We start from the raw sequence: 26224 nt of genomic DNA on the forward strand, positions 1-26224 counted from the left end.
CGATCAGGTTTGCCCGATCAGAAGCCTTCAAAAAAGTTGATGTTTTTTCACCTGTTATCGTCGGGGCAGCCTCCTATCCAACTTGGTACGATCAGTGCAATGCAATCGGCAACGTAACATTTTACACTTCTCCATCTTATAGCTTCTTTTCAATATAATTAGAAATTACCTATCGGCCTAGCGACAACATTTTTTGCCATGTGGCACTTATGTGGAAATGACGAAACAAGGTATCCGCTGAACATGGCCATACCGGCATATTTCCGTAACGGGCCAAAATATTTTTTGTCAAATACCCTGTATTACCGTTTTAAGCACGGACAATTTATACGGTTTCTGGATAAAGCCGGCGAGCCCTTTCCCGACAAACTTTTGAGTGACCTCGTGTTCATTGAAGCCGCTGGACATGATCACTTTGACGTCCGGATTTATTCGCCGCAATTCACGGAAGCACTCCTCGCCGTCTACGTGCGGCATCGTCAGGTCAAGTATTACAAAGGCAATGCCGGGGTTGTTTCTGAAGATCTCAAGCGCTTCCCGGCCATCATTGGCCGTGATGGTTGCGAACCCCAGCTCATGGAGCATTTCCTTCCCCACACCCCGTACGGTTTCTTCATCGTCCACCAGCAGTACCGTGCCGCTGCCGCTCCAGTCAACGTCGTGACCGCCGTGGCTGAACAGCTCGGCCGGTTTGCCGGAAGCAGGCAACAACACTTTGAAGGTGGTGCCCTTGCCCACCTCGCTGTAAACCTTGATGGCCCCCTTGTGGCCGCGGACGATGCCCAGGACCGCTGCCATGCCCAGGCCGCGCCCGGTAAACTTGGTGGTGAAGAACGGGTCGAAGATTTTGGCTATGGTCTGAGCGTCCATGCCGCAGCCGGCGTCGGCAATCTCAAGGTAGACATACAGCCCTTCGGCGATGTTTTCGTTCAGCCAGACATTCTTCAAGTAGTTCCCGTCGCAATCCATGCAGCCGGTGGTGATGGCGATAACGCCGCTTTTATCGCCAATGGCCTCCGAGGCGTTGATGACCAGGTTCATGACTATCTGGCGCATCTGCGTGGCATCGGCCTCTATCGTGGGAAGGTTTGGGGTGAGATTGAGCCGCAGGACCGCCTTCTTTGAGATCGAGACCTCCAGCATATGCAGCATCTCTTCCAGAAGGGCATTCAAATCGATCTGGTCGACTACGAATTTTCCCTTTCCGGAATAGGCCAGCATCTGCCTGGCCAAATCGGCCGCCCGGGCGGCTGCATCCTCGATCTTCCTCAGGTTTTCAATGCAGGGAGATTCTTTGCTGATGCGCATCAGCGCCAGGTCCGCATTACCCATTATCGCCATCAGGATGTTGTTGAAGTCATGGGCGATCCCGCCGGCGAGAACGCCCAGGCTTTCCAGTTTTTGCGCATGAAGAATTTGCCGTTCAAGGTTGTCGCGCTCATCTTCGGCATTTTTTCGATCGGTGAAATCCGTGGCCGCCCCGAAGAGAACCAGTTCCCCTTCTTTTTCACCAGCCTCGCAGCGGCTTGTTTCGGATATCCATCGTATGTTTCCGCCTTTTGTGACCATCCTGAATTCAATCTGTTTAACATCCCCCGGGGCCAGGCTGAAGAGGTAGGAGGCGACGCTTTGCCGGTCATCGGGGTGAACGAGGGGAAGCCAGCAGCCCTGTTCGAAAATCTCCTCAATGCTGTAGCCGCAAATAGCGCTGACTGAGCCGCCCATCCACTGGATGCGGAATGGCGATGTTCCGGTTCTCGAGCAGCGGTGGACATAGTCCGAGGTAAGACCGGCAAAGCAACGGTAGTTCTCTTCACTGTCCTTTAAAGCCTGTTCGCTCTGTTTCCGTTCGGAGATATTCCTGGCGACGCCCATTACCGCCGCCTGGCCGTTAAAATCAATGAGCCTGACATGCAGTTCGACCGGCAATCGGGATGCGTCTTTCCGCCGATGGACCGATTCGAAAAAGCTGGTCCCATTCTCCGTAACATCCCTGAGGGTCCCGGAAACCGCTTCCGGGGCCGTAAAGGTGGTATCCAGGTCGGAAATATGCAGCGCAAGCAGTTCATCATGGGCGTATCCAAGCTCTTGGCAGGCCTGGTTATTGACGGCAATGATCTTTCCCGACAGATCCGAGATATAGATCGGGTCCGCTATGTTTTCAAACAGCTCCCGGAAAAGACGTTCGGATTTGATCCGTTCTCTTATCTGCCGCTCAAGTTCCGCAGTCCTGTCCCTGACCAGGCCCTCCAAACCATCAGCCATGGTTTTCAGGGCAAGTTCGGCCTTGCGCCGCTCATCGAGTTCCCGGTTCAGGGATGCGGTACGCCGGCGCACGGTTCCCCGCAACGAGAAATTCCAGGCTACGATAATAAGGAGCAGAAACCCGAAAATGGCGGCTAAACAACCAATTATGAAGGCCTTGCCTGGTTGCCAGCGCATGTTTTCCACATGGACCCAGCCATTGATGGCATGTTGCCGCTCCACGTCGCTGATGGCTGCCAGCCCTTTGTTGATTATGCCCTGCAACTCGGGCCAGTCCTTGCGGATCCCGATGCCCCAGCGATAATCGAAATCGGTTTTGCCGACAAGTTGCAGATTTGTTATGCCCGCCTCCTGGGCATAGTAAGTGGCATTGGCCATGTTCTCCACATAGGCATCGACCATCCCCAGGGAAGCTTTAGCGAGGCCGGTGGAGACGTCCGGGACCACATCCAGAATTATGTCCGGATATTTTTCCTTCAGGACATCATGGGCAGCGTAGTTTGAGACGACGGCGACCCTTTTCCCTTTCAGGTCCTTCAGGGTCAGGTCGGCTCGAGAGCCTTTACGGGCAAAGATCCCTCCCGGCACCGTCACCAGGGTATCGGTGAACAGGGCGAATTTTTCACGATTGGGGGTCCTGACCATGGCCCCGAGCATGTCTACTTCATGGTTTTTAAACTTGGCCATTGCTGCATCCCAGTTCTTCAGATGAACAACCGTGATGGTCACGCCAAGCTTTTTCTCCAGGATTCGGATAATATCGGCAGCGGCGCCCTGATAGGCGCCGTTCTTATCGAAAAATTCAATCGGTTTGAAGTCGGGGTCCGGGGCAAGGGTAATACGGGGATGGTTCTTCAACCATTGCAGTTCGGCATCGGTAAGAGGTACCGTTGAGGTTGGATTTCCAACTGCGGAGGCGACAAAGCAGAGGAGAACTGCCAGCGATATTATCGGCAGGTAGAGGATGTGGCAGAAGTTTTTGCATGAGCGCATAAGACTTACTTCCCGCCTTCCAAGTACCATGTGATGGGCTAACTATAGCCAAATTGACCAAAAAAGCAATTACCATCGTCACTTCGCCATGCTGAAGTTGACGGCACACCGGCCAATCGCCGGAAAATCTCGTAAAGCAGGCCGGCTTTATAAGTGGGCCAATTAACGGCAACTCGGTTGGGGGAGCCGCGAAAGGGAAACACTCCGTTGCAAAGCGCTAACGGAAATTGCGACCTTTTTACATCGAGGGCCCCCAAGGCACCTCCGATGCCTTGGGGGCTCCGTGAAGCGTCAGGACCAATGACAGCACTCTTGTCGCTTACCACTCTGCCAAACCAATCGCTCTGTCGTTTCCAGAGAGTCAACAGATGCTGCCGGGTTACATCCTGTGAAACAGCACCTATTTCTGCACCCATTTGCCGTTCTGCAACTGCATCCACCAGCCCGCTTTTGCTGATTCGCGTCTTGTTTCGGCATATGTCGCGGCTGCTTTGCCCATGGTCTGATCAAGCGCGGCCTTCGTTGCTTCCTGCTTGGTCACTTTCAGTATGGCCTTTGCCATGCCGCCGATGATCGTCTTGCGATTCCTGTTTTCCGCGCCGACCAACGCTTCGTCTTGAGCGGACATCTTTGCTTTATCCCGCACCGAGACCAGCCCCTGGCTTGTCAATCCGACCGCCCCGCTGTCAAAAAGGGCCGCCAGGGCGGACTGTCTCTGGCTCATTTCGGCATAAGCGGCGGCAACCTCAGGCATGCTTCCCAATTCTATGGCCAGATCATCGCCATTTTCGGCGGCCTGGGCAACAGCGGTGAAGGATAACTCCGGCAACCTGTCCGGCAGGCTGCTCTGGGGTCCCGGTTGCGACACTTTTGGTTCCACAGCCGGTTGTTTTCCAGCATTCGGCACATTTTGCCCCTCTTTTTTCAAGAGTATTTCGTCAAGCGATTTATACGCATCCTTCACCGCTTTTTCAGGAAAATAGACATTCACGGTGATGATCGCACAGGAAACCAAAAGTCCGCATCCCACAGCCAACAACCATTTCAAAGATTTCATCTCCCATCCTCCCTTTTGAGTGTACGTATCCGATCCAGGTTATTCGGCCCACTTGAATTCCGTTGCCGGTGCAGCGTCGGAGGGGGCTTCCTTTCCGGCCGCCCCCTTGCCGCGCACCGTTGCCTCTTTGATGGAATTCAGCAGATGATCCAGGGCGATCCGATTCTGGCTGGGGGCGATAGAGACACTCAGGTCCCGGACCCCGAAAAAATTCGTATGCGAGATACCCAGGCTGTCAAAGCTCAGAAAACCATCTTCAAGGACCGCCTTTATACCTGCATGGTCATAGGGCCTGTCGGAACTGAAAAAGAACCCGCTCAGTTTTTTCCCCGACAGGCGCTGGAGAAACTCCTTGCTGACAAGCATCTTTTCACCGGAGGTCTCCCGCGCCCAAAATTCGGTAAAGCCGGTTATCCCTGAAAGTGACGTGCCGCTTCCCTGAATGCTCACTATTCCGTCGATTCTGCCGGATATGTAGCCTGCAATAGCGGGAAAGGCTTTACATATCTGCACCAGGCTGAGATCGTTGAACAGTATGTCACCGCGATAGAATACTCCATTTTGTGTCGTAATGAACCCTTTGCCCAACAGAGCGCCTTCATAGAGTGAAGAGTCGAGAGAGATGATTTCAGTGACACCCCTATCCGCTCTCAACCTGATTTTTATCGAATCGGCACCTAAATTACCGAAACTGCAAGATGTTATGGTAATGGCGTCGCCTTTTCCCGCGGCCTGGCGAAGTTGCTTCACAAGGGTATCATAGTTCTGACGGTCAAAACGGGAAGAAGACAATGGCTTGACGGCGGTTGTACCTGCAAGATCAAGAGACAACGGCAGCACACCGTTGATACCCGTTACCTTTATTTTTTCCGTAGGGGCGTCAATGCCGATATTGGCAAGCGTAACTGCGCCATCGACAAGAATTTTACCCTCCTGCAGGTTGACGCCGCCTTCTGCCGCGAGGCTCCCCTCAGCCGTTGCCTCCTGCATCCATCGCGGCAATAGATTGAGAAATGAGTCCACAACATCCGTAAGCGATATTCTTGGCACCGTGAAGGCAATCCGCCCGTAGCGGTCCCGCAGAAAAGCATTCTCAAGAGCGCCACTGGCCTTGACGGCAACACCCTTTCCGGCAGTCAGCAGGACCTGGTTAATAACAAGCTTTTTGCCGGAGACCTCACTATCAACTTTAACCCCGGCGGATGAAAGAACCGTCTTGCCGGCTTTGCCGGTCACCGTAATATTTTTCCCGTTCGCCTCAATATGGCAGAAAAGGCCATTGGATAAGGAATAGGTGCCGGCGGCGGCAGCTTCCAGCACCCCTCCCGCACATGCCGTATCTCCCCGCAACCCGGCATAGGTAGTGATCCCGGCCAGTTGGATCCCTTTCGCGGTGCTGTTGAATACCACCTTGTCTTTCAGGGCAAAAGGGTTGAAAGCCGCGGTTCCCTGGATTGAACCACCCAGCAGAGCTGTCGTAAAATCCGCTTTGCCGCCTGATTTCGAAAATTGCGTGGTAATCCTGGAAGCGCCGACCTCTTTACCCTCCCAGACCGCCTTTGCCGCGGAAAGCTCTGCCGTCCCCTCCAACCATTTTGAGTTGGGATCGTAGGCATAAGCCCCCCTTATGTTTCCGGAAACCTTGTTCAGCACCATATCGCCACGGCGCACATTGCACTCGCGGAATTCCGCTTTTATCGGGTAGCGCACGGTTGCCGACGAAACATGTTTCACCGGTATCCCTGCCGAGAGATGTCCGATAGCCACCGATAAGTCTTTTGCCTTCACGGTGGCATTTTCCATAAGGCCGGTTCCATTCGCATAGGATAATCTGCCGGTAAAGGAGACACCCTGACCCTTTGCGAATAATTCAGGTGAAAAGGCCGTAACGGTTTTGAAATGCCTATCGAGCGTGACCTTGAACGGAGCATTAAGGGCCTCGAGAAATGCCCCCCCTTCGGATTGCGCCTGCGTGGCTTTTCCCGTTACCGTCAGGTGATCGCCTGTGCCGGAAATCGTGGCGGCGGCGTACAGATCCTTGAAAAAGAGCCGTTTATCCCGCATCAGCGACCCTTGGGAAAGCTCCAGGCGTCCCTTGGCGGAAAGGATTCCGTCAACGGCATTGCCCGCCAGATGCACAAAACCCTTCCCCAACCTGCCGCCGACCACCATTTTTCCCTGCTCCAACGCTGGGATCAATGGGGCAATCTTACCGAGATCAATTTCATCCGAATCGATAGTGATCTCGAAATCTTTGGCCCGCTTCAGTTCCCTCACACTGGCGGAGGCGCGGCAGGCGAGCAATTCGTTCAGATGCACTGCGAGATTTTCGATGGTGAGACGATCCTCGCGCATATCATAGTCGGCGAGAAGAGAGACTTTACCGTTGAAGGCGCTACCCCTTCCGGCTGCGGCCATCACCGTAGAACTGAAACTCATTTCCCCCGAGCTGCGGATTTTCCCTTTCCTGAGGCCTACGGACAGCCGGAGTCTGGCAGTACCCTTTTCCGGCAGGTACCCGCTTTTGCTCTTCACCACGTCGGAGAGGCTTTTAAAGGATATGGAGGAAGACGACACCGCCATCTCAAACTCGGGGTCTTTGCCCAGCCGCACCTTTCCGGACAGGGCATAATGGTTTCGGCCCGGGTCATCGAACTCCAGGCCGATCCCCGATTTTTCCGACCCTTTCGTTGCAAGGTTCGAAATATTCAGGGCCAGGCCGGCAAAGGTTTGATCGTTTATCTGCAACGTTCCCTTGGTCATGGAGAGGTTACGAATGAACAGTTCGGCGGGAGAAGGTTTCGAAGATGAAAACTTCCGTTGCAGTTGGCTGAAATTCCAGGCACCGTCACGGTTTCGCCGCAAGGTTACGGTAATTCCCTCCACGGCAATTTTCTCAAAGATTCTCTTGCCGGACAGCAACGTAAACCACAGTGGTTTTACCATAATCGAATCGACAGACAGGAGCTTGGACGGCGGGAAGCCCTCCGGATTGGCGAGAGACAAGCCCTCCAGGTGCAGAGCGCCATCCGAAACGGAGACCTTTTCGATGTGGACAGGCTGGCCCAGGGCATGAGAAAGCATCTGGGAAATATGTGATGCGGCCTGGGGGGTGGCAAGGTAGTATTTTAGAATTGCAGGAAGAGCTACTGCCAGGAGCGTAGCGGCAACAACGATGGCGAGCAGGATCTTTTTGTATGTTCCGGCATGTGAGTCTTCCATGGGGAAATATATCCTGGAAAGGTTGTTACCGGCAGGGTTCCGGGCTTTTTGCCGTTACTCGGTCCACGGGTCTGAAGGGCCACGCCGTTGCGTAATAATTGTAGTGCCGATCTGAAAATTATCAACAACAAGAAATACGGCGATGATGACGGCGGCAAGGATCCCATGGAGCGGGTCCTGCCCGTAATACCGTTTCAGGGCTGATCTCGCGTGCCGTCCGGTTAATCCGTTGTCATAATTCCAACAACAAAACGGACAGCACCCTAGCGGGGAGAATGGAAGTGGCGTTCAATCTCTTCGGTGAGGCATTCCAGTGTGGAACGGGCAGGTTCGATGTCCACCTTGAGCCCCAGTTCGCGGCAGGTTTTCGAGGTAATGGCGCCGATACTGGCCACCGCCACCCCCTTCAGCATGTCCACCAGGAGGTCGCTGCCCAACATGCGGGCCAGGTTGTGGACCGTGGACGACGAGGTGAAGGTGATGCAATCGACGGTGCGCTTTTCAAGGGCGAAGAGCGCCTCGGGCGGCAGCCGGTCCGGCATCACGTTACAATACGCCACCGGGCTGTCTATCCGGGCGCCCATGCGCTTCAGTTCGCAGGGGATGACCTCGCGGGCCTTGTCGGCACGGGGGAACAGGACCCTGGCGCCGCTCATTGCCAGCTTCCCGAACTCCGCCACCACCCCTTCCGCCTTATAATCAGAGGGCACGAGGTCGGGGCTGATACCAAAAGCGCGGATCGCCTCGGCCGTCTTCGGCCCCACCGCGCAGACCCGGCAGGTCCCAAGGGCCCTGGCATCCAGCCCAAGCGCGGCAAGACGCTGGAAAAACCGGCGCACCCCGTTGACCGAGGTCAGCACCAGCCAGTCATAGCCGCCGATACCCCGAATGGCGGCATCCAAAGGTTCCCAGGATTCCGGGTCCACCAGTTTGATGGTAGGGCACTCCAGGACCACGGCCCCGCGGTCCGCCAGCATGGCGGCAAATTCTCCGGCTTGGTCGGCGGCGCGGGTCACCAGGATCTTACGGCCGAACAGCGGACGGTTGTCGAACCACGCCAGTTTGTCTCTCAGGCCGACCACCTCGCCGACGATGGTCACGGCCGGCGGCTTGAAACCAATGGCCTCCGCCCGGTCGGCGATGTCGGCCAGGGTGCCGGTCAAAACCTGCTGGGTCGGCGCCGTTCCCCAGCGCACCAGCGCCACGGGCGTCCGGGGACTCCTGCCGTGCCGCAGCAAACGCTCCATGTTGCTCCGCAGGGTGGTGATCCCCATGTAAAAGACCACCGTGCCGTTACCCAGGGAGAGGCGGTCCCAGTCGATGGCCGACTCGCTCTTGTCCTTCCCCTCATGACCGGTGACGAAGGCCACCGAGGTGGTGAAATTACGGTGGGTCAGGGGGATGCCGCTATAGGCCGCCGCACCCAGGGCGGCGGTAACCCCCGGCACGATCCGGAAGGGTATCCCGGCCTCGCTCAGCGCCTCGCACTCCTCGCCGCCCCGCCCGAAGACGAAGGGGTCGCCCCCCTTGAGCCGGACCACGACCTTCCCCTCGCGCCCCTTTTCCACCAGCAGGCGGTTGATCTCCTCCTGATCCTGATTATGGCGGCCGCCGATCTTGCCGGCGTAGATCAGCTCCGCATCATCCGGCGCATGGGCCAGGAGCTGCTCGTTGGCCAGGTAGTCGTAGACCACAACCTGGGCCCGTTGCAGGCACTCCACCCCCTTGAGGGTGATCAGCCCCGGATCGCCGGGACCGGCTCCCACCAGGTACACCATGCCGGTATGACACGGGGCGTTGCTCATGGGTGTGCAGGGGAAGCGATCTCTCTCTGGTAGACCTCTTCAAGGATCGCCTTGCCTCCCTCGCCGAGGAGTTGGTCGGCCAACTGGATACCCAGCTTTTCGCATTCGGCGACCGGGCCGCTGACCTCGCCCCGCACGGAACGCTGGCCGTCAACCGCCGCGATGAAACCGACCAGGCGCAAGACCCCGCCGGATACGGTGCCGTGGGCCGCGATGGGCACCTGGCAGCCGCCTTCGCAACGTTTCAGCAGGGCGCGTTCGGCCCGCACCGCATAGCTGGTGTCGGGATGGTTGAAGAAATCGATGGTTTCCGTGATCACGGCGTCGTCCAGACGGCACTCGATCCCCAGCGCCCCCTGGCCGATGGCCGGGATGGAGAGGTCCGTGTCCAGGTATTCGCCGACCTTTTCGGTGAAACCGAGCCGTTTCAGACCGGCTGCGGCCAGGATGACGGCATCCAGGTTATCGTCTTCCAGCTTGCGGATGCGGGTTTCCACGTTGCCGCGGATGATGACCATCTGCAGGTCGGGGCGCACCTTCAAAAGCTGGGCCTGGCGGCGCAGGGCGCTGGTGCCGATGCGGGCGCCCTGGGGCAGTTCGCTGAACCTGACGTTGCGGGAGATGACGGCGTCGCGCGGGTCCTCGCGCTCGGTGATGCAGTGCAGCCCCAGCCCTTCCGGGAAGTCGGTGGGCACATCCTTCATGCTGTGCACGGCGATGTCGATCTCCCCGCGCAGCATGGCCTCTTCGATCTCCTTGACGAACAGTCCCTTGCCGCCGACCTGGGCCAGGGGCACATCAAGGATCTTGTCGCCGATGGTCTTGATCTTGGTCAGGGTGACCTCCATGCCGGGATAGCGCTTCTCCAGCTCGGATTTGACCCAGTTGGCCTGCCAGAGGGCCAATTGACTGGCGCGGGTACCGATGCGTAACTGTTTGGGGGGCATAATCTGTCTCCATTCACGGGAAATTCAAACGTTCACTGCTTTAAAAATTAACATCTGCCACAGAGACACGGAGACGCGGAGGTTCACAGAGAAAGGCGAAACGTTTTTCGGGAAAAGCAAAATCCTGCCTTTTGGCCTGCATTGTTCTTCCGCTTTTCTCTCCCTGTGTCAGATTGAGGTTGTTCAAAAATAGTCAGATCGTCGCACCCGCAGAAGGCCCTGCGGAGGCAGGCCCTCTCTCTATCTCTCCCCCAGAGGGGGAGAGCATGCCTTGCCCTCTCCCTATGGGAGAGGGATTGGGTGAGGGTTTGCAGCGCTACGCCGCACAAAAGGGGCTTTCGAGGACGGCGGCGTATAATTATGCGTGAGCATAATTATCGGTGACGGAGCCATAGCGTAGTCATCCCGTTTAGCGGGACGCCGATAGGCGCTAAGATGGCTGTTTTTCAACAACCTCTTACACGACGACCGGCAACCGCTCCGTCAGCCTGATCTCCTCCGGCATCACCAGGGCCCGGTAGGCCAGGGCCTCCACGCCGTTATCCAGGGCCAGCCTGAGCAGCCGCCCGTACTCCGGGTCAATGGCGTCGGCCGGCGAAACCGAGTGGCCGTCCCCGCGCTGGACCGTGAAGAAGATCACGCCACGGTCCCCTTCCCCGACGACCCGCATCAACTCCCGCAGATGCTTCTGGCCGCGGGTGGTGACGGCATCCGGAAACAGCGCCCGGCCCCCTTCCACCAGGGTGACGTTCTTGACCTCCACAAAGCAGCGTCCCTTTGCCCCTTCCAGGAGCAGGTCGATACGGCTGTGCTCGCCGTAGGGCACCTCGGGACGGATCGCCCCGTATCCCTGCAACTCCGCCACCGTGCCGTCCTCGATCGCCTCCCGCGTCAGGCGGTTGGGCAGGGCGGTGTTGATGCCGGCCCAGAAGCCGTCGGCTTCCACCAGTTCCCAGGTAAAGGGATATTTGCGTCCCTCGTTGGCGCTGCGGGACAGGTACACCCGGCTGCCGGGAAGCGCACACCCCTTCATGCTGCCGGAATTGGGGCAGTGGGCGGTGATGACGGTGCCATCCTCCAGTTCCACATCCGCCAGGAAGCGCTTGTAGCGCCTGATCAGACGGCCTTCGACCAGCGGCGGCAATCTCAAGGCCCCGTGCCCCGTGCGCTAGGCTTCAAGTTCCAGCTCTTCGGCCTCTTCGAGAGCGGCTTCCAGCTCAAAGAGCTGCCGCAAGCCGTCCACGTACAGATCGACCCGCCCCCCTTGGCCGGCCTTCTTCAGCACCGTGGTGGGGGTATGGAGCAGTTTGTTCATCATGGCCATGGTCAGGGCTTCCAGGCGCTTTTCGGCGTCGGGCGGCAGGTCCTTCCAGTTGGCCAGGGTCTTTTCCAGTTCCGCCTTGCGGATCTCGTCGAAGTGATGGCGCAGGGCAACGATGGTGGGGGTTACCTCCAGGGACGAAAGCCACTTGAAGAACTGGCCGATCTCCTGGTCGATGATCTCTTCGGCTTTCTCGGCCTCCAGGTTGCGCTGGGCCAGATTGGCCTGGACGATCTCCTGCAGGTTGTCCACCGTAAAGAGGTAGGCGTTCTCCAGGTCGTCCACCTTGGGGTCGATGTCCCGGGGCACGGCGATATCGATGAAGAACATCGGCTTGAACCTGCGTCGCCTGATCACGTCCTCCACGTCCTTGGGGCCGATGATGACATGGGGCGCGCCGGTGGAGGAGAGGACGATGTCGGCCCGGTGGAGATGCTGGAACAACTCCTCGAAGGGCACCGCCTCGCCGCCGAACTCTTCGGCCAGCCGCTCGGCCCGTTCGAAGGTGCGGTTGGTCACCATCACGCCGCGGGCTCCGCTGTTCAGGAAATGCTTGGCGGCCAGCTCGCACATCTCGCCGGCGCCGATCAGCATCACGGTCTTGTCGGACAGGTTGCCCAGGATCTTCTTGGCCAGCTCCACCGCGGCAAAGGCCACGGAAACGGCCGAAGAAGCGATCTTGGTCTCGGTGCGCACCCGCTTGGCGACGGAAAAGGCCTTGTGGAGAAAACGGTTCAGGATGATGCCGGAGGATTTGTACTCGGCGGCGTACCCGTAGGAGGTCTTGATCTGGCCCAGGATCTGGGGTTCCCCCACGACCATGGAGTCCAGGCTTGACGCAACCCGGAAGACATGCCGGATGGCGGCTTCTGAGTGGTAGCTGTAGAGATGGGATTCGAGGGCTTCAAGCGGGATGTGATGGTAATCGGCCATGAAGCGCTTGATCCGGGCGATGCCGCCCGCGATGTCGCGGGTCGTGGCGTAGATCTCGACCCGGTTGCAGGTGGAGACGATCACCCCTTCGACGATTTCGTCGAGGGAGACCAGCTCACGGAGCGGTTTCTCGATCAGGTTGGGCGAAAAGGCCACCTTTTCCCGTATCTCAACGGTTGCGGTCTTATGGGAGAGGCCAACGACGATAATATTCATTCAGCACGCATTCCTTACAGCATGTGATATCTGCGGAAACGATGAGCCTGAGCCACGATATCCTATTTGTTATAACTGTGGAGGCCGGGCAGCCACATGTTCACCCCGATAAAGGTAAACAGCATGATCAGAAACCCGGCGATGGAGAGCAGCGCGGCGCGCTTCCCGCGCCAACCGGTGGTCATGCGGCCGTGCAGAAGAGCGGCGTAGATGAACCAGGTGATCAGCGACCACGTCTCCTTGGGGTCCCAGCTCCAGTATGTGCCCCAGGCCTTTTCGGCCCAGATGGCGCCCGAGATGATGGCAACCGTCAGGAGCGGAAAACCGATGGTCAGGCTGCGATAGTTGATATCGTCCAGGGTGTCGAGGGAAGGGAGCTTCTGGAACAGGGCCCCGAATTTCTTTTTCTTGAGAAAATGCTGCTGGATCAGATAGATCACGGCAGCGCCGAAAGCGATGGTGAAGGTCGCATAACTGACGAAGGCCATGGTGGTGTGCACCCACAGCCAGCCGCTCTTGAGGGCCGGGTTCAGCTCATGGATGGCCGACGGGAAGGTGCTGGAGGCGATGATCATGAGCAGCGCCAGGGGGATGACGAACGAGCCCAGGACGGCGATCTTGTACTTGCGCACGAAGAGCAGGAAGGCCCCCACAATGACCAGGCTGAAGAAGGAGAGGGATTCGTGCATGTTGGTGATCGGCAGGTAGCCGGCCGCATTGAAACGATGGATGGTGGAGAGGGAATGGGTCACGAAACCGGCGAAGACCAGCCGGCTCGCCCAGGTCGCCATCCCCTTCGTCGTATGCAGCAGATAGCCCAGATAGAGCGCTGTGGCGCAGCCGTACAACACCAGGGTGCAATAGAAGAAAATCTGGCTCATGAAATGTCCTTGCGTGCGGAAAGCTCGGCGACCAGGCGTCTCGCCATCGTGCGTAAAAGCGTCTTATTGTATGTGGTGCCATTCCCTTCCGTCAATAGCTTTTCTCGCTCCGCAGCCAGTTGTTCCACAAGTCCGGCGTAATCATTACCGATCATCCCGGCGATGGCGTCGCGGACCTCGGCGGCAAGGGCCGGGCAACGGCCGCCCGTCGAGACGGAGATCTCGAGCGCTCCCCGCCGCAAGATCGCGGGGAAATGGCAGTCTCCCGCTTCCGGCCGGTCGGCGACGGCCACGAGGATGCCTTTCTCCCCCGCCTCAGCGGCTACCCGCCGGTTCACGGCGGCGTCATCCGTCGCCGCCACCACCAGCGCAATGCCGTCCAGGTCGGCGGCCTCATAACAACCGATCCGTACCGTCACGGCGCCGGCCGCCTCCTGCTCGCGGATTTCGGGCAGCACTGCCGGGGCAACGACCCGGACGCCGGCCCCCGCCTCGCGCAATACCCGCAACTTGCGGGCGGCAACCGCGCCGCCCCCCACGATCAGGGCGGTCCGTTTCCGCATATCTATGTTCAGGGCAAGGTGCGGCATGAGACTTTCTTCCGGGAAACGCCCCCGGCCCCCCTCGCTCATTGGGACAGGTTGCCGGTACGGCCGGAGACAACGGTCGATTTTGATCGGAAAGTTGACAACATACAACCTTTGGTCCCGTAATTCAATAAATGGGATATATTCTGAGTTTATTCTTGATTTTTTCCCCGGCTAGTATATGATTTTTTACATATGAACTCATCAAAAGGAGATGCTTTTTATGTCCAGTGAAAAGGTAATTGCATTCACCGACGCTAATTTCGAGCGCGAGGTGATCCAGTCCGATACTCCCGTGCTCGTTGACTTCTGGGCAACATGGTGCGCCCCCTGCAAGGCTATCTCTCCGCTTGTGGATGCCGTTGCCGACGAATATGCCGGCAAGGTCAAGGTAGGCAAGGTCAATGTGGACGAGAACCAGGCCACACCGGGTAAATACGGCGTGCGCGGCATTCCCACCATCATCCTGTTCAAGGGCGGCGTCGTCGTCGACCAGATCGTCGGGGCGGTTCCCAAATCGCAGCTGGATGCCCTGATCGCCAAGGCGCTCTAACTTACCATGAAACGTATCAGGCCAACCCGTCGGCTTGTCGCAAGCCTCGCCCTGGCAGGACTCATAGCCCTCCTGCCGGCCCAACTCCTGGCGTTGCCCCGCAAAGGGCAGCCGGCGCCCGCATTCAAGGTGGTCACCACGTCGGGACAGGCGGTATCCCTGAGTAACTATCAGGGCTACGTGCTGGTGGTCGACTTCTTTGCCACGTGGTGCGAGCCCTGCCGTATGTCCATCCCCCACCTGGTGAAGATGAACCAGAAATACGGGAAACAGGGGCTGCAGATCCTGGGCCTGAGCGCCGACGAGGATGGGCCGCTCGTCGTCAAGTCGTTTGCCGCGGAACATCACATGAATTATCCCGTCGCCCTGGCGGGTGATACGACGGAAGATTTTGGCGTCCGCTCGGTTCCGGTCATGATCGTCATCGATAAAAAAGGCAAGGTTTCCGAGGTATTCAGAGGATTCTCCGACGAAATCGCCGATTCCATGGAGTCGTTGATCAAAAAGCTGCTGGCCGAGAAATAGGCAGCTCTTCGCCCTTGCCGTCATCCGGGGGGTAAAAGACCTCCATCAGGCAGAGTCCACAGGCCGGCGCCGTAACGCCGGCCTTTTTTCTGTCCCGGTTCTGCAGCAGCCATGCGATATGATCCGGCGCAAAACGCCCTTTCCCCACGTCAACCACGGTTCCCACCATGATCCTGATCATGTTTTTCAGGAATCCTTCACCGACCACGTCAATGAAGATGAAGTCGTCTTCCCGGCTCATGGCAACGGAGTCGATCCTCCGCACCGTTGTCCGGGATACGCAATTGGAAGCCCGGAACGCCGCAAAGTCATGCCGTCCCGTGAATGCGGACAGGGCCGCCTCCATGGCGGCCAGGTCGAGCTGGTCCTTAACGTGCCAGGCGTGGAAACGGTGCAGCGGCGAACGCACCGGGGAGACGCGGATGGTGTAGCGGTAGTGTTTGGCCAGGGCATCTTTGATCGGCTTGAAACCGGCCCGGACCTCTACGGCGTCGATGATGGCGATGTCGTCCGGCAGAAACCGGTTGGTGCCCTCGACGAATGCGCGCAGGGGCAGGTCCCGGTGCGTCGCAAAGGCGGCCGCCATGCCGCGGGCATGCACGCCGGCGTCGGTCCGCCCCGACGAACGCAGCCGCACCGCCTCTCCAAGCAGGCGCTCCAGGGCCTCCTCGATGACCTGCTGGACCGCCAGGCCGTTGGGCTGTATCTGCCAGCCGGAATAACGGGTGCCGTCGTACTCTATGGTCAGCTTGATGGTCCGCATGTCAGCAGGTGCCGGCAGGTGTGCGTGACAATGCCGCAAGCGCCGCAAGCTCGGCCTCGTCGAAACGGTACCCCTTCCGGCAGAACTCGCAGGTCACGTCGGCTCCGCGCTCCTTCTCACGCATGTCGTCGATTTCATCCGGCCCCAGGGTCAAAAGGGCGCGCTCGACCTTGTCCCTGCTGCAGCCGCACCGGAAGAACACCTCGCGGGTCTCCAGCAGGTTGTAGGCGATGCCCTCGAACAGGCGGCTCATGATCGCCTCGCCTCCCCCCTCCTGCAAAAGCCCGGAAAGCGGCGGCAGCTCCGCGATCCTCCGCATCATTTCATCGATCTCGGCGGTATCGGCCTTGGGCAGCGCCTGCACCAGGAAACCGCCGCACAGGGAGATGCCGCCCCCTTCATCCAGCGAGGCGCTGAGGCCGACCGCCGACGGGACCTGTTCGGAGTCGGTCAGGTAGTAGGCCAGGTCGTCGCCGATCTCGCTGGTGCGCAGTTGCACCATGCCCTGGTACGGCTCGCCCCCCATTCCCAGATCCTTTGAGACCGTGAGAAACCCCGCATGACCCAACACCCCCGGGACATTCCATTTTCCGCCCAGCGGTTCGGCCTCGGCGGCGGGGTCGCCGACGCATCCCCGTACCGCTCCGTCCCAATCCGCCTCGATGATCATCTTGCGCATGGGGCCGTTGCCTTCGAACTTGAGGGCCGTTCTCTGGCCCGGCTTGAGCAGGGCGCCCAACAGTGCGCCGCCGGCCAGCCCGCGGCCCAGGGCCACGCTCGCCGTGGCTGAAGCCTGCTGCAACGAGCATATTTCGCGGGCGAGACCGCCGACGCTGGCGGCCAGTACGCGTATTCCGCCCGAGGCGCTCAGGGCGCGGATGATGGTATCTGCCATGGTATAGCTCTCCTTTTCGATCTCTTCCAAGGGTACAAGTTCCCGCCAGTGGCGGCAACCCTATTTTATGAGAACCCCTCCTCGCCTGACCGCTGCCCGGGGGTGCAATCATTTCGTGCCCAGCTTGCGTTCGAGCCGCTCCATGACCTCTTTTACCGTGCCGGGGATATCGTCTCCATGCACGGTAAAAAAGAAATACCGGCCGGCGTGGTTGGACCAGTCCAGGTCTTCCACCGGGAGCGGTTCCAAGAGGGACGCCATCTGCTCATAGGATATGAACGGGTCGCCATCGGGCCACTTCCGGTCCAGCTTTGCCTGTTGGGCATCCGTCAGGGGTATCCTGTAGGTTATGGAATAGACCTCGGCCTTCATGACCTCGCAGCCCCTCCTTTAAGAGGTTGTTGAAAAACAGTCATCTTAGCGCCTATCGGCGTCCCGCAAGACGGGATGACTACGCTATGGCTCCGTCACCGATAATTATGCTCACGCATAATTATACGCCGCACGAAAGGGCCTTCTGCGGATGCGACGATCTGACTATTTTTGAACAACCTGCGCTTTTCGACAGCCTGTTAAGCGTCGCTGCGTCTTGCCCGGATGATCAGGGCCGCACATCGACCGCAACGCCCGCGAAGGGAGCGGTAGTGGTTCCTTTTCGCCGGTTTGCCCCATCGGCAAAAACCAGGTAACTGTATTTCCCGTAGTGGGTGATCTTGGGCGCGTACTGCGCGGCCGCCGTTTCGGACAACGGCTGGAAAAGCGCCGCAACCCGTCCGGAGGCGGAGCCCCGCTGCATCACCAGCATGAGCAGGCCGTCGTTGGCGGAATACGTCGCCCCGCCAACGGCGAACGCGGTGGCGGCGCTGTCGATCCCCTCGGGAAGCGGAGGCAGGCGCGAACGATCGCGCGGCACTCCGCAGAAAACAAGGTCGTTTCGGGCTGCTTCTTTCTCCTCCAGTTGGGCCTCGTTTATGATCCTCGCCCCCCCTTGGGAAAGAGACGCCAGGAAATCCTTGAAGGTCTCGCTGCGCGCGCGGCAGTTTTCCGTCATGACGCCTATGAGCTGCGACGAGCCCTTGATGCTGTTGACGGTCGCGGGGATCTCGCCGGGGGCAAGGATGCGGAAGATACCGGCTTCCGGGTCCAAAAGCAACCGTTTCGGGGCATCGGTGCTCGAAATGGTAAACCGGGTCCGCTCGTGGAGGACCGGCACCACCTCCCCGCTCCGGGCGCCCGCCGTCTCCAGGCGAAGCGGTACGCCCAACCGGAAGAGCGGCGGGGTCTGCACGATCATGCCGGAAACGGTCCACCCCCCGGCGTCGCGACGGGTGGTCACCTCCGCCAGGGAGAGGCGCGGACCGCCGGGCCGGGCAAGCCACTGCTCCATGAAGGCGGAGAGGTCCCGTCCGGCACTCTTGGAGAAGGCGCGGACAAGGTCGCTCCAGGAGGCCGACCGGTAGAGACGGTCGCGGCAGACCTGCCGCAGCGCGGCAAAGAAGGCGTGATCGCCGATCATGGAGCGGACCATGTGGAACACCATGGCCCCCTTGCCGTAGCCTATGGCCCGGGAGGCCGGGTCGCTGCGGCTTGCGAAGGCGCTCAGCGGAAAATCGCTTGCCGGCGTCACGAGGGACGCGTAGTCGATGAGGAGTTGCCGGCGGTACTCCTCGGCCGCGGAGCGCCGTTCCTTCAGGAGGTAATCGGCCAGATAGGTGACCAGTCCCTCGCACCAATTCCCCTCGCGCTGATCCACGTCTACCCCGTTGCCCCACCAGGAATGGGCGATCTCGTGGGGGAGGCTGGTGTCGATGATGAAGGGAAGCCGGATCACCGACCCGCCGAGCAGGGTGAAGGAAGGCAAACCGTAACCGGTGGGAAAAAAATTCTCGACCACGGCGAACTTTTCGAACGGATAGGGCCCGAAGAGATCGCGGTAAAATTTCAGGTACCTGGCGACGGCATCCAGATAGCGGGGCGCCATGGGGGCGTTGTCCCGGTAGAAGTACGTGTAGATATCGATACCTTCCACGCTCCCCTGCTCGACCCGGTAGGGGCCTGCGCACAGGGTGAGCACGCCTATGGGCCGCGCCTCTTCCCACCGGGAGCGGGTGACGGCTCCGGTCGTCTCCCGGAGGGTCCTTTTCCCGGCTGTCACGGCCTCGATGCCGGCGGGGGCCGAGATACTGACGGAGCGGTGCTTCGGGACCTGCGACGGGACCGGGTACCAGAAGGCGCCACCCCCCAGAAAGGTTCCTTCCCGCGTAATGGCGCCATTCACCCCGTAGCTTGGGTCCTCACCGGCGGCAGGCGCGTGCGAGACTTGATCGTTGAAGGTGGCGCGGTAGGAAACGGTGACCGGGAGGGCCTTCTCCCCGGCGGGCAGATCGAGGGAGAGGATGCCGCCGGTAAAGGAAAAGGCGCTCCTGCTGCCGGCTATCGTGACGGACTCTATCCGTGACGTCCCGGAGAGCCTGAGCGCTACGCTCCCGGTGCCGGCGGCAAAGGTGACCGTACTCTCGCCCACCAGGGAATGGCTCTCGGGCTGGAGGGTCACGGCGATGTCCTGCCGCTCCACCACCGGTCCGGTCCCGTCCGCCCAAGCCACACCGGCCAGGAAGAATACCGCAAAAGCCGCTGCCGCCCGCACCCCCGCATACCTCATCATCCCGCACCTCCCGCCCCAATACCGACATGCCGTCCTGAAAAATATACACCCCCCTGAGGTGGATAAAAACAGGAAAAACGCCGCCGACAGGGGCGCCGGCATCGTTTTGGGCCTGCCCGGGTGTATATGGCTCCCATACATCTGCGGGGGAGCGACGGCCCCACATCCCGGGCAGCAGGTTCTTATCATCAATTTAATCTAATTATATCGAGATGTTAAGCATAACAGTCGAGATAGCCCGCCGTTATGGCACGCTCGATGCTATTACTTGGTCAAGAGCCTAACGGATCACCAAATAAAAGGAGGACGTCATGAAAGCACTCGCCACCATCATCGGAACCATCGCCCCCGCAACCGCATTCGCAGCCTCCACACCGCGCGTCGACGACAGCGGGCTCTTCTCCTGGATCTTCCTCGGCTTCTGCGCACTGATAATCCTCGCACAAGCCATGCCGGCCCTCCTGCTCATGTTCGGAATGGCGAAAGGGATGACGGGAGTCGTGAAGGACGAATTGAAGGCACACAAAGCCTGACCACTCTCAGGGAGGTGAAAATTGAATCAGGGCACACGGTAAAGGGGTCGCTCAATGCGGCCCCTTTTGTTGTTTCAATGAAGCGGGCGAAAAGGTTGCCCGCCGCCGGTCGCGTCACGTCCCCCAGAAATCGGCGACCTCGCTCAAAATGCTGCCGGACACCATCTCCGTAACATCCGACGCGAACCAGTCGGCCGGCATCGCCTGGCTGAAACCCGGCTCCAGGAACCTTCCGTCCATCAGGACGATAAGGCCTTTGTCCGTCTCGGAGCGGATGACCCGCCCGGCGGCTTGGACCGCTTTGGCCATGGCAGGTATCGTGTAGGCGTACTCAAAGCCTGCGGAGTACCTTTGTTGGTAATACCCCCTCATCTGCTCGCGTTCGAGATCGTAGGTAGGGAGCGGCGGCCCGACCACGAAGGCCCCGATAACCGTTTCCCCCGCGTAGTCCATGCCCTCGGAAAAAGAGCCCCCCTGTACGGCGAAGACGATCGTCGGAGTGCTCCGGGCGCGAAGATTCCCGACGATCTCCTCTATGCCGGCGGCTTTCATGCCCCGCTCCTGGCGTAACACCGTAAAACCGTCCGAAGGTTGAAAGAGGGAGGCGACCCGCTCAAGGAACTCGAAGCTCGGCAGGAACACGAAATAATTACCCTTGCGCAGTGCCGTCACGCGCTGGACGACCTCCGCGATCCTGGCGTAGTTGCGTCCGCGATGGCTGTAACGGGTCGATATCTGGGGGATGATCAGGAGCTTGCGCCGCTCCTTCGGAAACGGGCTGGCAAACTCCGCCGTTCTCACCCTGTCTTTGTCCAGGCCGGAAAGGCGCACATAATAGTCAAAAGGTTTCAGGGTGGCCGAGAAACCCACCACCTGCTGATAGTCGCCATAGCAATCCTTCAGCATCGCCGAAGCGTCGCAACAGGTTATTTTCACCACGCCGCCGGCCGGATGGGGATGATAGGTGGTGAAAAACTCGTGCCGGTCCGGATGGCTGACGAACTCCAGGGTCTCCGTGAATTCGCCCCAGTAATGGCAGAGTCGCAGAATCACGTCCTGGTGCGGTATTTCCACGCCCGAGTCCAGGTAGCGGGAGAGGAAGGCGCCGAGCCGGGAGTGTTGGTTGAAAAACAGGTCCACGGGAGGGTCGATTCGCTGCGGTTGCGTGCAACCGGGCTTTCGGCAGGCGGCAACGGCCTGAAGGCAACCGTCCAGAAGCCCCTCGGCCTCATGGCGAAAGCGCGGGTTCGCGTTTTGGATTTCGGCACGCATCTGTTCCAGCAGGACGGACGAAAGCACCGGCGAATAGGAGTCCATGGCCCGTGTCGGAAGGTTGTGGGCTTCGTCGATAACCAGATTGGGCTTGCCGGTCTGGTCAACGGCGATGTCCGTGGTGCGTCCCAGCGGCGAGCGCGGGGCAAACACGTAGTTGTAATCGCAGATGACGATGTCCGCCTCGCGGGCGCTGTCGAGTTGCAGTTCGAACGGGCAGACCTGGTACCGCTCCCCCAGATCGCGGAACGTGCGGGCCTTCAGACTCCTTTTTCGCGCCAGCATTTGGAGGAGCCCCTGCCCGTGGACCTTCCCGTAATAATCGCGGGCATACTCGCAGTAGTCGGGATCGCACAACGGCTCGTTCTTGAAGCAGATCTTGCCCTTGGCGGTGATGGAGAGGGATTTGAGTTTTGCCCCCGTATCCTGGAAGCGGGCGACGGCGTCCTCGGCCACGGAGTGCTGGCTGTTTTTCGGCGTGACGTACACGACCCTCTGCCCACGGCCGAGGGCTTCCTTCAGGACCGGGTAGAGAACGCCCACGGTTTTTCCGAGACCGGTGGGGGCCTGTATGAGCATCGGATGCCGCTCCTCCATGAATCGCTCGATTGTCTGCATGAGTTCGACCTGACCGGGACGGGGGTCGGCAAACGGAAAGGCGAAAGAGGCGGCGACCTTGCGGCGCCGGGCGGCGCGTTTCCCGGCCTGGTGCGTTTCAACAACCAGTTCGTCAAGGCGGCGGTCGAGCCATTGTTCGTACAGGGCCGGGGTAAGGGCCAGATCAAGGTCATGCGTCTCGCTGGTGCGGGAGGAGACCAGATGGAAGGCGAGGGTGGGGAGGACGCGGTGTTCGCGCCAGTAGAGGTAACCGTAGGTCAGCAGTTGCAGGCAGTAGGGATGATCCATGGGGGCGTCCGTCAGATGCCGCGCCAGCTCCCGGATGTTGAACGAGCTCTTGATCTCCTCTATCTTCGGCACATCGTGACGGAATATCCCGTCCATCCGGCCGTCAACGCGAAATGAGCACCCGGCTCTCTCGAACAGGCCGCTGACCGGCACTTCCGATTGATATGCGGGGTCGGCCTTTGCCCGCTGCTTCTGCACCCGGACGTGAATCTCCTGTCCGTCGGCCGCCGAGCGGCCGTAGCCCGAGTGCGCCTCAATGCTGCCGGACCGCGGGGCAGGCAGGGCAAAATCGCGGAGCGGTATGGTAATCGGTTTATTCATCTCCTGCACCGCGCGGGACACTGGCTTACATCCCCCGGAGGGCTGCAAGCCACTCCTGGATGAAGAGATCGATGTACTCCCGGCTGATGGCGCTGGAATGCGGCGTAATCAGGACATTGTGCCTCCCCCAGAGCGGCGAGGAGGGGGGCAGCGGCTCTTCCGCAAAGACATCCAGGCCGGCGCCCGCAAGGGGGCCATGGTCGAGGGCGGCCAGCAGGTCCGCTTCCCGGTAACAGGTGCCGCGTCCCAGGTTATACAGGCAGGCCCCCTGTTTCATGGCAGTGAAGTGCCGGGCGGTAAAGATACCCTCGGTCCCCTTCCCTCCCGGAAGAAGCAGCACCACGTGATCGGCATGGGGGAGTTCCTCTTCCAGCCTGTCGAACGCGATCATCCTGTCGATGCCGGGAGTGCCCCCGAATCCCGCCGGATCGCGCTTGACCCCGGTGACGTGCGCTCCAAAGGCCTTCAATAATTCCGCCACGGACCGCCCCAGCGACCCGCAACCGACGATCATCACCCGCTGGCTGAAGAGCGCCACGCAATCGCCATAGCCCGAGCGCCCCCAAATCCGGTTACTTTGATCATCAAGCGACTGGCCGATGCGCCGGTTGAAAAACAGCATCATGGAGAGGAGGCTCTCGCGCATGATCCGGCCGTGGAAGCTCCCGTAACAGGTCCGCACCCGGCCGGACGGGTCTTCCGCGACCCAGTCGTGTCCGGCGGCGGGGGTAAAGAGCGCCTTCAGCCTGGGAGCCCGTTCGTACCAGCCGGGCTTGAACGACCACACCAGGGCGCAATCGGCCTCGGGGAGTTTCTCCAGAAAATCGCTGTTCCCTTCGGCGACGGTAATACGCACCTCCGGGAGGGCCGCGCGGATCTGATCCACATGGCGCGGTTTGAGCGCGAAGGCGTCTACGCTGTTGGAAAGGTGGATGAGGAGGCGGGTTATGTCCATGGCGCGCTCTTTCTCTTTCATTACGGCATCGTCGGGAGGCTGCACGGGAAGAATGTAGCGATTCATGGAAGCGTGGTCAACCGGAATCGCGGTCCGCGGGGCACGGCATCCGGAATGCAAAACTTTCCTGTAACCTTTTTAAACATGATGCGTTCTTGTTACTAGGGAATGATGGGGGCAAGGGGAGTTTCTTCCGTGCCCCTGCCACCGGAAACAAGGAGATGAGAACACCATGGGATTTATAGGGAAACAGGCGCCATATCTTTTGCTGCTGCTGTTGTGCGGCTGCGCGACCCTTCCGGAAGGGCCGAGCGTCAACGTGCTGCCGGCACAAGGAAAGCCGTTCGATACGTTCCGGGCCGAAGAGGCCACGTGCCGGCAGTGGGCGGAACGGCAGATGGGGAAGCCGACCCAGGAAGCCTATGACCGGAATGTCGCCACCGGGGCGGTTGCGGGCACGGCCGTGGGGGCCGGGCTGGGTGCGGCCGTAGGTTCCGCCTCCGGCCACGCGGGGGTGGGCGCCCTCATCGGCGCGGCCGGCGGGCTTCTCGTCGGAACGGCGGCAGGCTCGGGTTCGGGCCAGGTCTATGGCCAGGAAGCGCAACGCCGGTATGACAATGCCTATGTGCAGTGCATGTACAGCTACGGCAACCAGGTGCCCGGATACCGGGCCCGTGTCGTTGCCGCAGCGCCCAAGCCCGTAGTGACGGCACCGCCGCCTGTCGTGGTCCGGGCGGCGGTACCGCCCCCGCCGCCCGAGGTGGTGCCGGAACCGGCTCCGGAGATCTATCTCGATGCCGCCCCGCAGTTCATCTATTCGCCCAGGCTGGGCATGTATGTGGCCGTGGGGGTTCCTTACGACCTGATCTATACGGGGAGCGAGTACTTCTACTTCTACGGCGGGCGCTGGTATCACAGCCCCTATTACAACGGGCCGTGGGTGTTTGCCCCGCGGAGGGTTCGCCCGCCGGTGTTCCTCCGGTACCGGATCGAGAACATCCGGTATTTCCGGGACGCGGAGTTCGACCGGTATGAGCGCAACAGAGGGCATTACGACGGGCGCTTTCACCGTCCCGCGTTTCGCGGGCGGGTAGAACACCGCCACTGATGGCGGAGAAGGACACAATGAAAACGCGGAAGCGGATCACGCTCTCCGCGTTTTTGTTTTCGGCTCTCGATCCGGCGATCATTGCAACAGGGGCCAGGCAAAGAGAATTATCCCTACCCCTCCCGCGAGCAGCGAAGCGAACCAGACTAGCCTGAAGCGCGTCAACGCCGCCACGGCGCCCAGGGCGATGGATACCTGGAAGAGCGCGACCGCACTTGCAAAGCCGTGGTGCTTATGGAGGAGGTGGTCGGATTCCCGCAGCCGCTCGTCCCGTTCCCGCTCCTTCTCATGCGCCTTGGCCGCAATCTCCTTTTGCTCTTCGCCGTAGCGCTGCGCTTTTTCCCCATAGGCAGGGGGAGGATTCTTGCCCATGGCCAGCCATGGCGTGCGCGACGCCTCCTGGACCGCCGCCTTGATCCCCTTGGCCTGGTAATAGGCCCATTGGTCCGAGGCTTCGGATTGCAGCCGCGTCGCCTCCGTCTTCAACACCAGGGCCATGTTGACCGTGGCGCCGGCCTGAAGCGATGCGATGGCGGCGAGAACGGCGAGGATTGCAGTGGTGATGGAGATCTGCTTGAGGAACGATCCCCCCTCCCGCTCCAGCTCTTCCTTGATGGCTTCGTGCAGTTTTTCGGTTTCGACTTCCGGCCCTTCGGGCATCCTGTGCCTCCTTTCATTCGCCGGTTGGTGCGGTCTGATGGGTACTCGCAGCTTGCCGTTTCAGCTTCAGGGGCAATTCCCTAAGGTTTTACGGCTCCCTGGACGATCTTGCCGTGCATCTCCGTGGTCAGCGCCTCGATACGCTGGCTCAGGTCTCTGACAAGTTCCGTCAACTGCGTATTCTGTTGTAGCAATTCCATTATTTGGCAGGCTTGGTGCGCGGCAAGGGTCTCCCGCTGCTCGCTGGCCAGGGCCAGGGCTTCCCGGTGTTGCGCATCGGCGTCGGCGTGCGCCTTGTCGCGGTCCGCCTGTCTCGTCTGAGCAAGCAGGATCAGGGGAGCGGCATAGGCTGCCTGGAGACTGAATGCGAGGTTGAGCAGAATAAACGGGTACACATCGAACTTGGTAAATCCGACTACGTTCAGCCCGATCCAGATGGCAACAATTACGGTCTGGGTAACGAGAAAAACCGGCGTCCCGAAAAAACGGGCGAACGCTTCGGCTTTCAGTGAAAACCAATCATCCCCGAAGACAGGGCCCAGGTGGCGGTGAGGACGATGGAACCGGAAATAGTTATCCAGGCCATCGGTGACGGGGGCAGGATCAATTACCTTGGGCTCTTTTTCCATACGGTCTCCTTTATAGGCTACACCGCCTCCAGTAGAAAAGAATTGCTGCGTTGTTTGCTGTTCCTACCCACTGTATCGATCTTTTTGTTACTCAGCATATGACGGGGCTGAGTAACGTCTTCGCGGACAAAACAAAAGACCGCGCGATCAACCTGGAGTTGACCGGCACGGTCTTTACCATACGGATGAAAGACTCCGTCCCGGACGAAATC

General features: G+C 59.8%; 21 protein-coding genes. 4 read left to right on the forward strand and 17 right to left on the reverse strand.

Annotation, left to right across the window (positions count from 1 at the left end):
* Positions 1-288 precede the first annotated feature (288 nt).
* The 9 genes from LDN12_RS00075 to LDN12_RS00115 form a co-directional block, all read right to left on the reverse strand.
* The gene (locus LDN12_RS00075; protein ID WP_223920482.1) at positions 289-3258 is read right to left on the reverse strand and encodes a PAS domain S-box protein; all 2970 of its coding nucleotides are present in this window, start codon (positions 3256-3258) and stop codon (positions 289-291) included.
* Positions 3259-3658: 400 nt separating this feature from the next.
* The gene (locus LDN12_RS00080; RefSeq protein WP_223920484.1) at positions 3659-4315 is read right to left on the reverse strand and encodes a DUF1318 domain-containing protein; all 657 of its coding nucleotides are present in this window, start codon (positions 4313-4315) and stop codon (positions 3659-3661) included.
* Between the two features lie 39 nt (positions 4316-4354).
* The gene (locus tag LDN12_RS00085; protein WP_223920486.1) at positions 4355-7537 is read right to left on the reverse strand and encodes an AsmA family protein; all 3183 of its coding nucleotides are present in this window, start codon (positions 7535-7537) and stop codon (positions 4355-4357) included.
* A gap of 263 nt (positions 7538-7800) precedes the next feature.
* On the reverse strand, positions 7801-9342 hold the full coding sequence (cobA, locus tag LDN12_RS00090) for a uroporphyrinogen-III C-methyltransferase (RefSeq protein WP_223920488.1): 1542 nt from the start codon (positions 9340-9342) through the stop codon (positions 7801-7803).
* Entirely contained in the window at positions 9339-10289 is a 951-nt protein-coding gene (gene hemC / locus LDN12_RS00095; protein WP_223920491.1) for a hydroxymethylbilane synthase, read from the reverse strand. Before hemC ends, cobA begins: the two co-directional genes overlap by 4 nt.
* A 457-nt stretch (positions 10290-10746) precedes the next feature.
* Positions 10747-11439, reverse strand: a complete 693-nt coding sequence (gene sfsA / locus LDN12_RS00100) for a DNA/RNA nuclease SfsA (protein WP_223920492.1) — start codon at positions 11437-11439, stop codon at positions 10747-10749.
* Between the two features lie 18 nt (positions 11440-11457).
* Complete coding sequence (gene hemA / locus LDN12_RS00105; protein WP_223920493.1) at positions 11458-12759, reverse strand: glutamyl-tRNA reductase; 1302 nt, start codon at positions 12757-12759, stop codon at positions 11458-11460.
* A 62-nt stretch (positions 12760-12821) separates the two neighbouring features.
* A complete protein-coding gene (ccsB, locus tag LDN12_RS00110; RefSeq protein ID WP_223920494.1) occupies positions 12822-13640 on the reverse strand; it encodes a c-type cytochrome biogenesis protein CcsB in 819 nt (272 codons plus the stop codon).
* Positions 13637-14230, reverse strand: a complete 594-nt coding sequence (locus tag LDN12_RS00115) for a bifunctional precorrin-2 dehydrogenase/sirohydrochlorin ferrochelatase (RefSeq protein ID WP_223920496.1) — start codon at positions 14228-14230, stop codon at positions 13637-13639. The genes ccsB and LDN12_RS00115 overlap by 4 nt, the downstream gene beginning before the upstream one ends.
* Before the next feature lie 220 nt (positions 14231-14450).
* Between LDN12_RS00115 and trxA the strand changes: the two genes are divergently transcribed.
* Both trxA and LDN12_RS00125 read left to right on the forward strand, forming a co-directional pair.
* Complete coding sequence (gene trxA, locus LDN12_RS00120; RefSeq protein ID WP_223920498.1) at positions 14451-14780, forward strand: thioredoxin; 330 nt, start codon at positions 14451-14453, stop codon at positions 14778-14780.
* A gap of 6 nt (positions 14781-14786) precedes the next feature.
* The gene (locus LDN12_RS00125; protein WP_223920500.1) at positions 14787-15305 is read left to right on the forward strand and encodes a TlpA disulfide reductase family protein; all 519 of its coding nucleotides are present in this window, start codon (positions 14787-14789) and stop codon (positions 15303-15305) included.
* Here the strand turns inward: LDN12_RS00125 and truA are convergent.
* The 4 genes from truA to LDN12_RS00145 form a co-directional block, all read right to left on the reverse strand.
* Positions 15280-16068, reverse strand: a complete 789-nt coding sequence (gene truA, locus LDN12_RS00130) for a tRNA pseudouridine(38-40) synthase TruA (RefSeq protein ID WP_223920501.1) — start codon at positions 16066-16068, stop codon at positions 15280-15282. The two genes, LDN12_RS00125 and truA, sit on opposite strands and share 26 nt — an antisense overlap.
* 1 nt (position 16069) lies before the next feature.
* Positions 16070-16963: an Hsp33 family molecular chaperone HslO gene (gene hslO, locus LDN12_RS00135; protein WP_223920502.1), complete on the reverse strand. Its 894-nt coding sequence runs from the start codon at positions 16961-16963 to the stop codon at positions 16070-16072.
* A gap of 108 nt (positions 16964-17071) precedes the next feature.
* Positions 17072-17335, reverse strand: coding sequence for a hypothetical protein (locus LDN12_RS00140; RefSeq protein WP_223920504.1), 264 nt, complete (start codon positions 17333-17335; stop codon positions 17072-17074).
* A gap of 229 nt (positions 17336-17564) precedes the next feature.
* Positions 17565-19628, reverse strand: coding sequence for a M1 family metallopeptidase (locus LDN12_RS00145; protein WP_223920505.1), 2064 nt, complete (start codon positions 19626-19628; stop codon positions 17565-17567).
* Between the two features lie 311 nt (positions 19629-19939).
* Here LDN12_RS00145 and LDN12_RS00150 point away from each other — a divergent pair, with 311 nt between their 5' ends.
* Positions 19940-20161, forward strand: coding sequence for a hypothetical protein (locus tag LDN12_RS00150; RefSeq protein WP_223920507.1), 222 nt, complete (start codon positions 19940-19942; stop codon positions 20159-20161).
* A 114-nt stretch (positions 20162-20275) separates the two neighbouring features.
* Here the strand turns inward: LDN12_RS00150 and LDN12_RS00155 are convergent, their stop codons facing one another.
* A complete protein-coding gene (locus LDN12_RS00155; RefSeq protein WP_223920509.1) occupies positions 20276-22660 on the reverse strand; it encodes an ATP-dependent DNA helicase in 2385 nt (794 codons plus the stop codon).
* 25 nt (positions 22661-22685) lie between these two features.
* On the reverse strand, positions 22686-23636 hold the full coding sequence (locus LDN12_RS00160) for a D-2-hydroxyacid dehydrogenase (RefSeq protein WP_223920510.1): 951 nt from the start codon (positions 23634-23636) through the stop codon (positions 22686-22688).
* A 211-nt stretch (positions 23637-23847) separates the two neighbouring features.
* Between LDN12_RS00160 and LDN12_RS17830 the strand changes: the two genes are divergently transcribed.
* Positions 23848-24723, forward strand: a complete 876-nt coding sequence (locus tag LDN12_RS17830; protein WP_274382174.1) for a hypothetical protein — start codon at positions 23848-23850, stop codon at positions 24721-24723.
* A gap of 78 nt (positions 24724-24801) precedes the next feature.
* Here the strand turns inward: LDN12_RS17830 and LDN12_RS00170 are convergent, their stop codons facing one another.
* Together LDN12_RS00170 and LDN12_RS00175 are read right to left on the reverse strand one after the other, a co-directional pair.
* A complete protein-coding gene (locus LDN12_RS00170; protein ID WP_223920511.1) occupies positions 24802-25383 on the reverse strand; it encodes a DUF4337 domain-containing protein in 582 nt (193 codons plus the stop codon).
* 80 nt (positions 25384-25463) lie between these two features.
* Complete coding sequence (locus LDN12_RS00175) at positions 25464-26012, reverse strand: DUF1003 domain-containing protein (protein WP_223920512.1); 549 nt, start codon at positions 26010-26012, stop codon at positions 25464-25466.
* Positions 26013-26224 lie beyond the last annotated feature (212 nt).

Origin of the sequence: Geobacter sp. AOG2, from assembly GCF_019972295.1 — a bacterium.
In the GTDB taxonomy this organism is placed as follows: domain Bacteria; phylum Desulfobacterota; class Desulfuromonadia; order Geobacterales; family Pseudopelobacteraceae; genus Oryzomonas.

Bases quoted from the DNA above. Each gene is read 5' to 3' on its own strand.
- LDN12_RS00155 (WP_223920509.1), bottom strand. From the start codon at position 22,660: ATGAATAAACCGATTACCATACCGCTCCGCGATTTTGCCCTGCCTGCC.
- LDN12_RS00160 (WP_223920510.1), bottom strand. From the start codon at position 23,636: ATGAAAGAGAAAGAGCGCGCCATGGACATAACCCGCCTCCTCATCCAC.
- LDN12_RS00125 (WP_223920500.1), top strand. From the start codon at position 14,787: ATGAAACGTATCAGGCCAACCCGTCGGCTTGTCGCAAGCCTCGCCCTG.
- LDN12_RS00140 (WP_223920504.1), bottom strand. From the start codon at position 17,335: ATGAAGGCCGAGGTCTATTCCATAACCTACAGGATACCCCTGACGGAT.
- hemC (WP_223920491.1), bottom strand. From the start codon at position 10,289: ATGCCCCCCAAACAGTTACGCATCGGTACCCGCGCCAGTCAATTGGCC.
- LDN12_RS00145 (WP_223920505.1), bottom strand. From the start codon at position 19,628: ATGATGAGGTATGCGGGGGTGCGGGCGGCAGCGGCTTTTGCGGTATTC.
- LDN12_RS00075 (WP_223920482.1), bottom strand. From the start codon at position 3,258: ATGCGCTCATGCAAAAACTTCTGCCACATCCTCTACCTGCCGATAATA.
- LDN12_RS00085 (WP_223920486.1), bottom strand. From the start codon at position 7,537: ATGGAAGACTCACATGCCGGAACATACAAAAAGATCCTGCTCGCCATC.
- LDN12_RS17830 (WP_274382174.1), top strand. From the start codon at position 23,848: ATGGGATTTATAGGGAAACAGGCGCCATATCTTTTGCTGCTGCTGTTG.
- LDN12_RS00080 (WP_223920484.1), bottom strand. From the start codon at position 4,315: ATGAAATCTTTGAAATGGTTGTTGGCTGTGGGATGCGGACTTTTGGTT.
- hslO (WP_223920502.1), bottom strand. From the start codon at position 16,963: ATGGCAGATACCATCATCCGCGCCCTGAGCGCCTCGGGCGGAATACGC.
- cobA (WP_223920488.1), bottom strand. From the start codon at position 9,342: ATGAGCAACGCCCCGTGTCATACCGGCATGGTGTACCTGGTGGGAGCC.
- trxA (WP_223920498.1), top strand. From the start codon at position 14,451: ATGTCCAGTGAAAAGGTAATTGCATTCACCGACGCTAATTTCGAGCGC.
- LDN12_RS00175 (WP_223920512.1), bottom strand. From the start codon at position 26,012: ATGGAAAAAGAGCCCAAGGTAATTGATCCTGCCCCCGTCACCGATGGC.
- LDN12_RS00115 (WP_223920496.1), bottom strand. From the start codon at position 14,230: ATGCCGCACCTTGCCCTGAACATAGATATGCGGAAACGGACCGCCCTG.
- LDN12_RS00170 (WP_223920511.1), bottom strand. From the start codon at position 25,383: ATGCCCGAAGGGCCGGAAGTCGAAACCGAAAAACTGCACGAAGCCATC.
- truA (WP_223920501.1), bottom strand. From the start codon at position 16,068: ATGCGGACCATCAAGCTGACCATAGAGTACGACGGCACCCGTTATTCC.
- LDN12_RS00150 (WP_223920507.1), top strand. From the start codon at position 19,940: ATGAAAGCACTCGCCACCATCATCGGAACCATCGCCCCCGCAACCGCA.
- ccsB (WP_223920494.1), bottom strand. From the start codon at position 13,640: ATGAGCCAGATTTTCTTCTATTGCACCCTGGTGTTGTACGGCTGCGCC.
- hemA (WP_223920493.1), bottom strand. From the start codon at position 12,759: ATGAATATTATCGTCGTTGGCCTCTCCCATAAGACCGCAACCGTTGAG.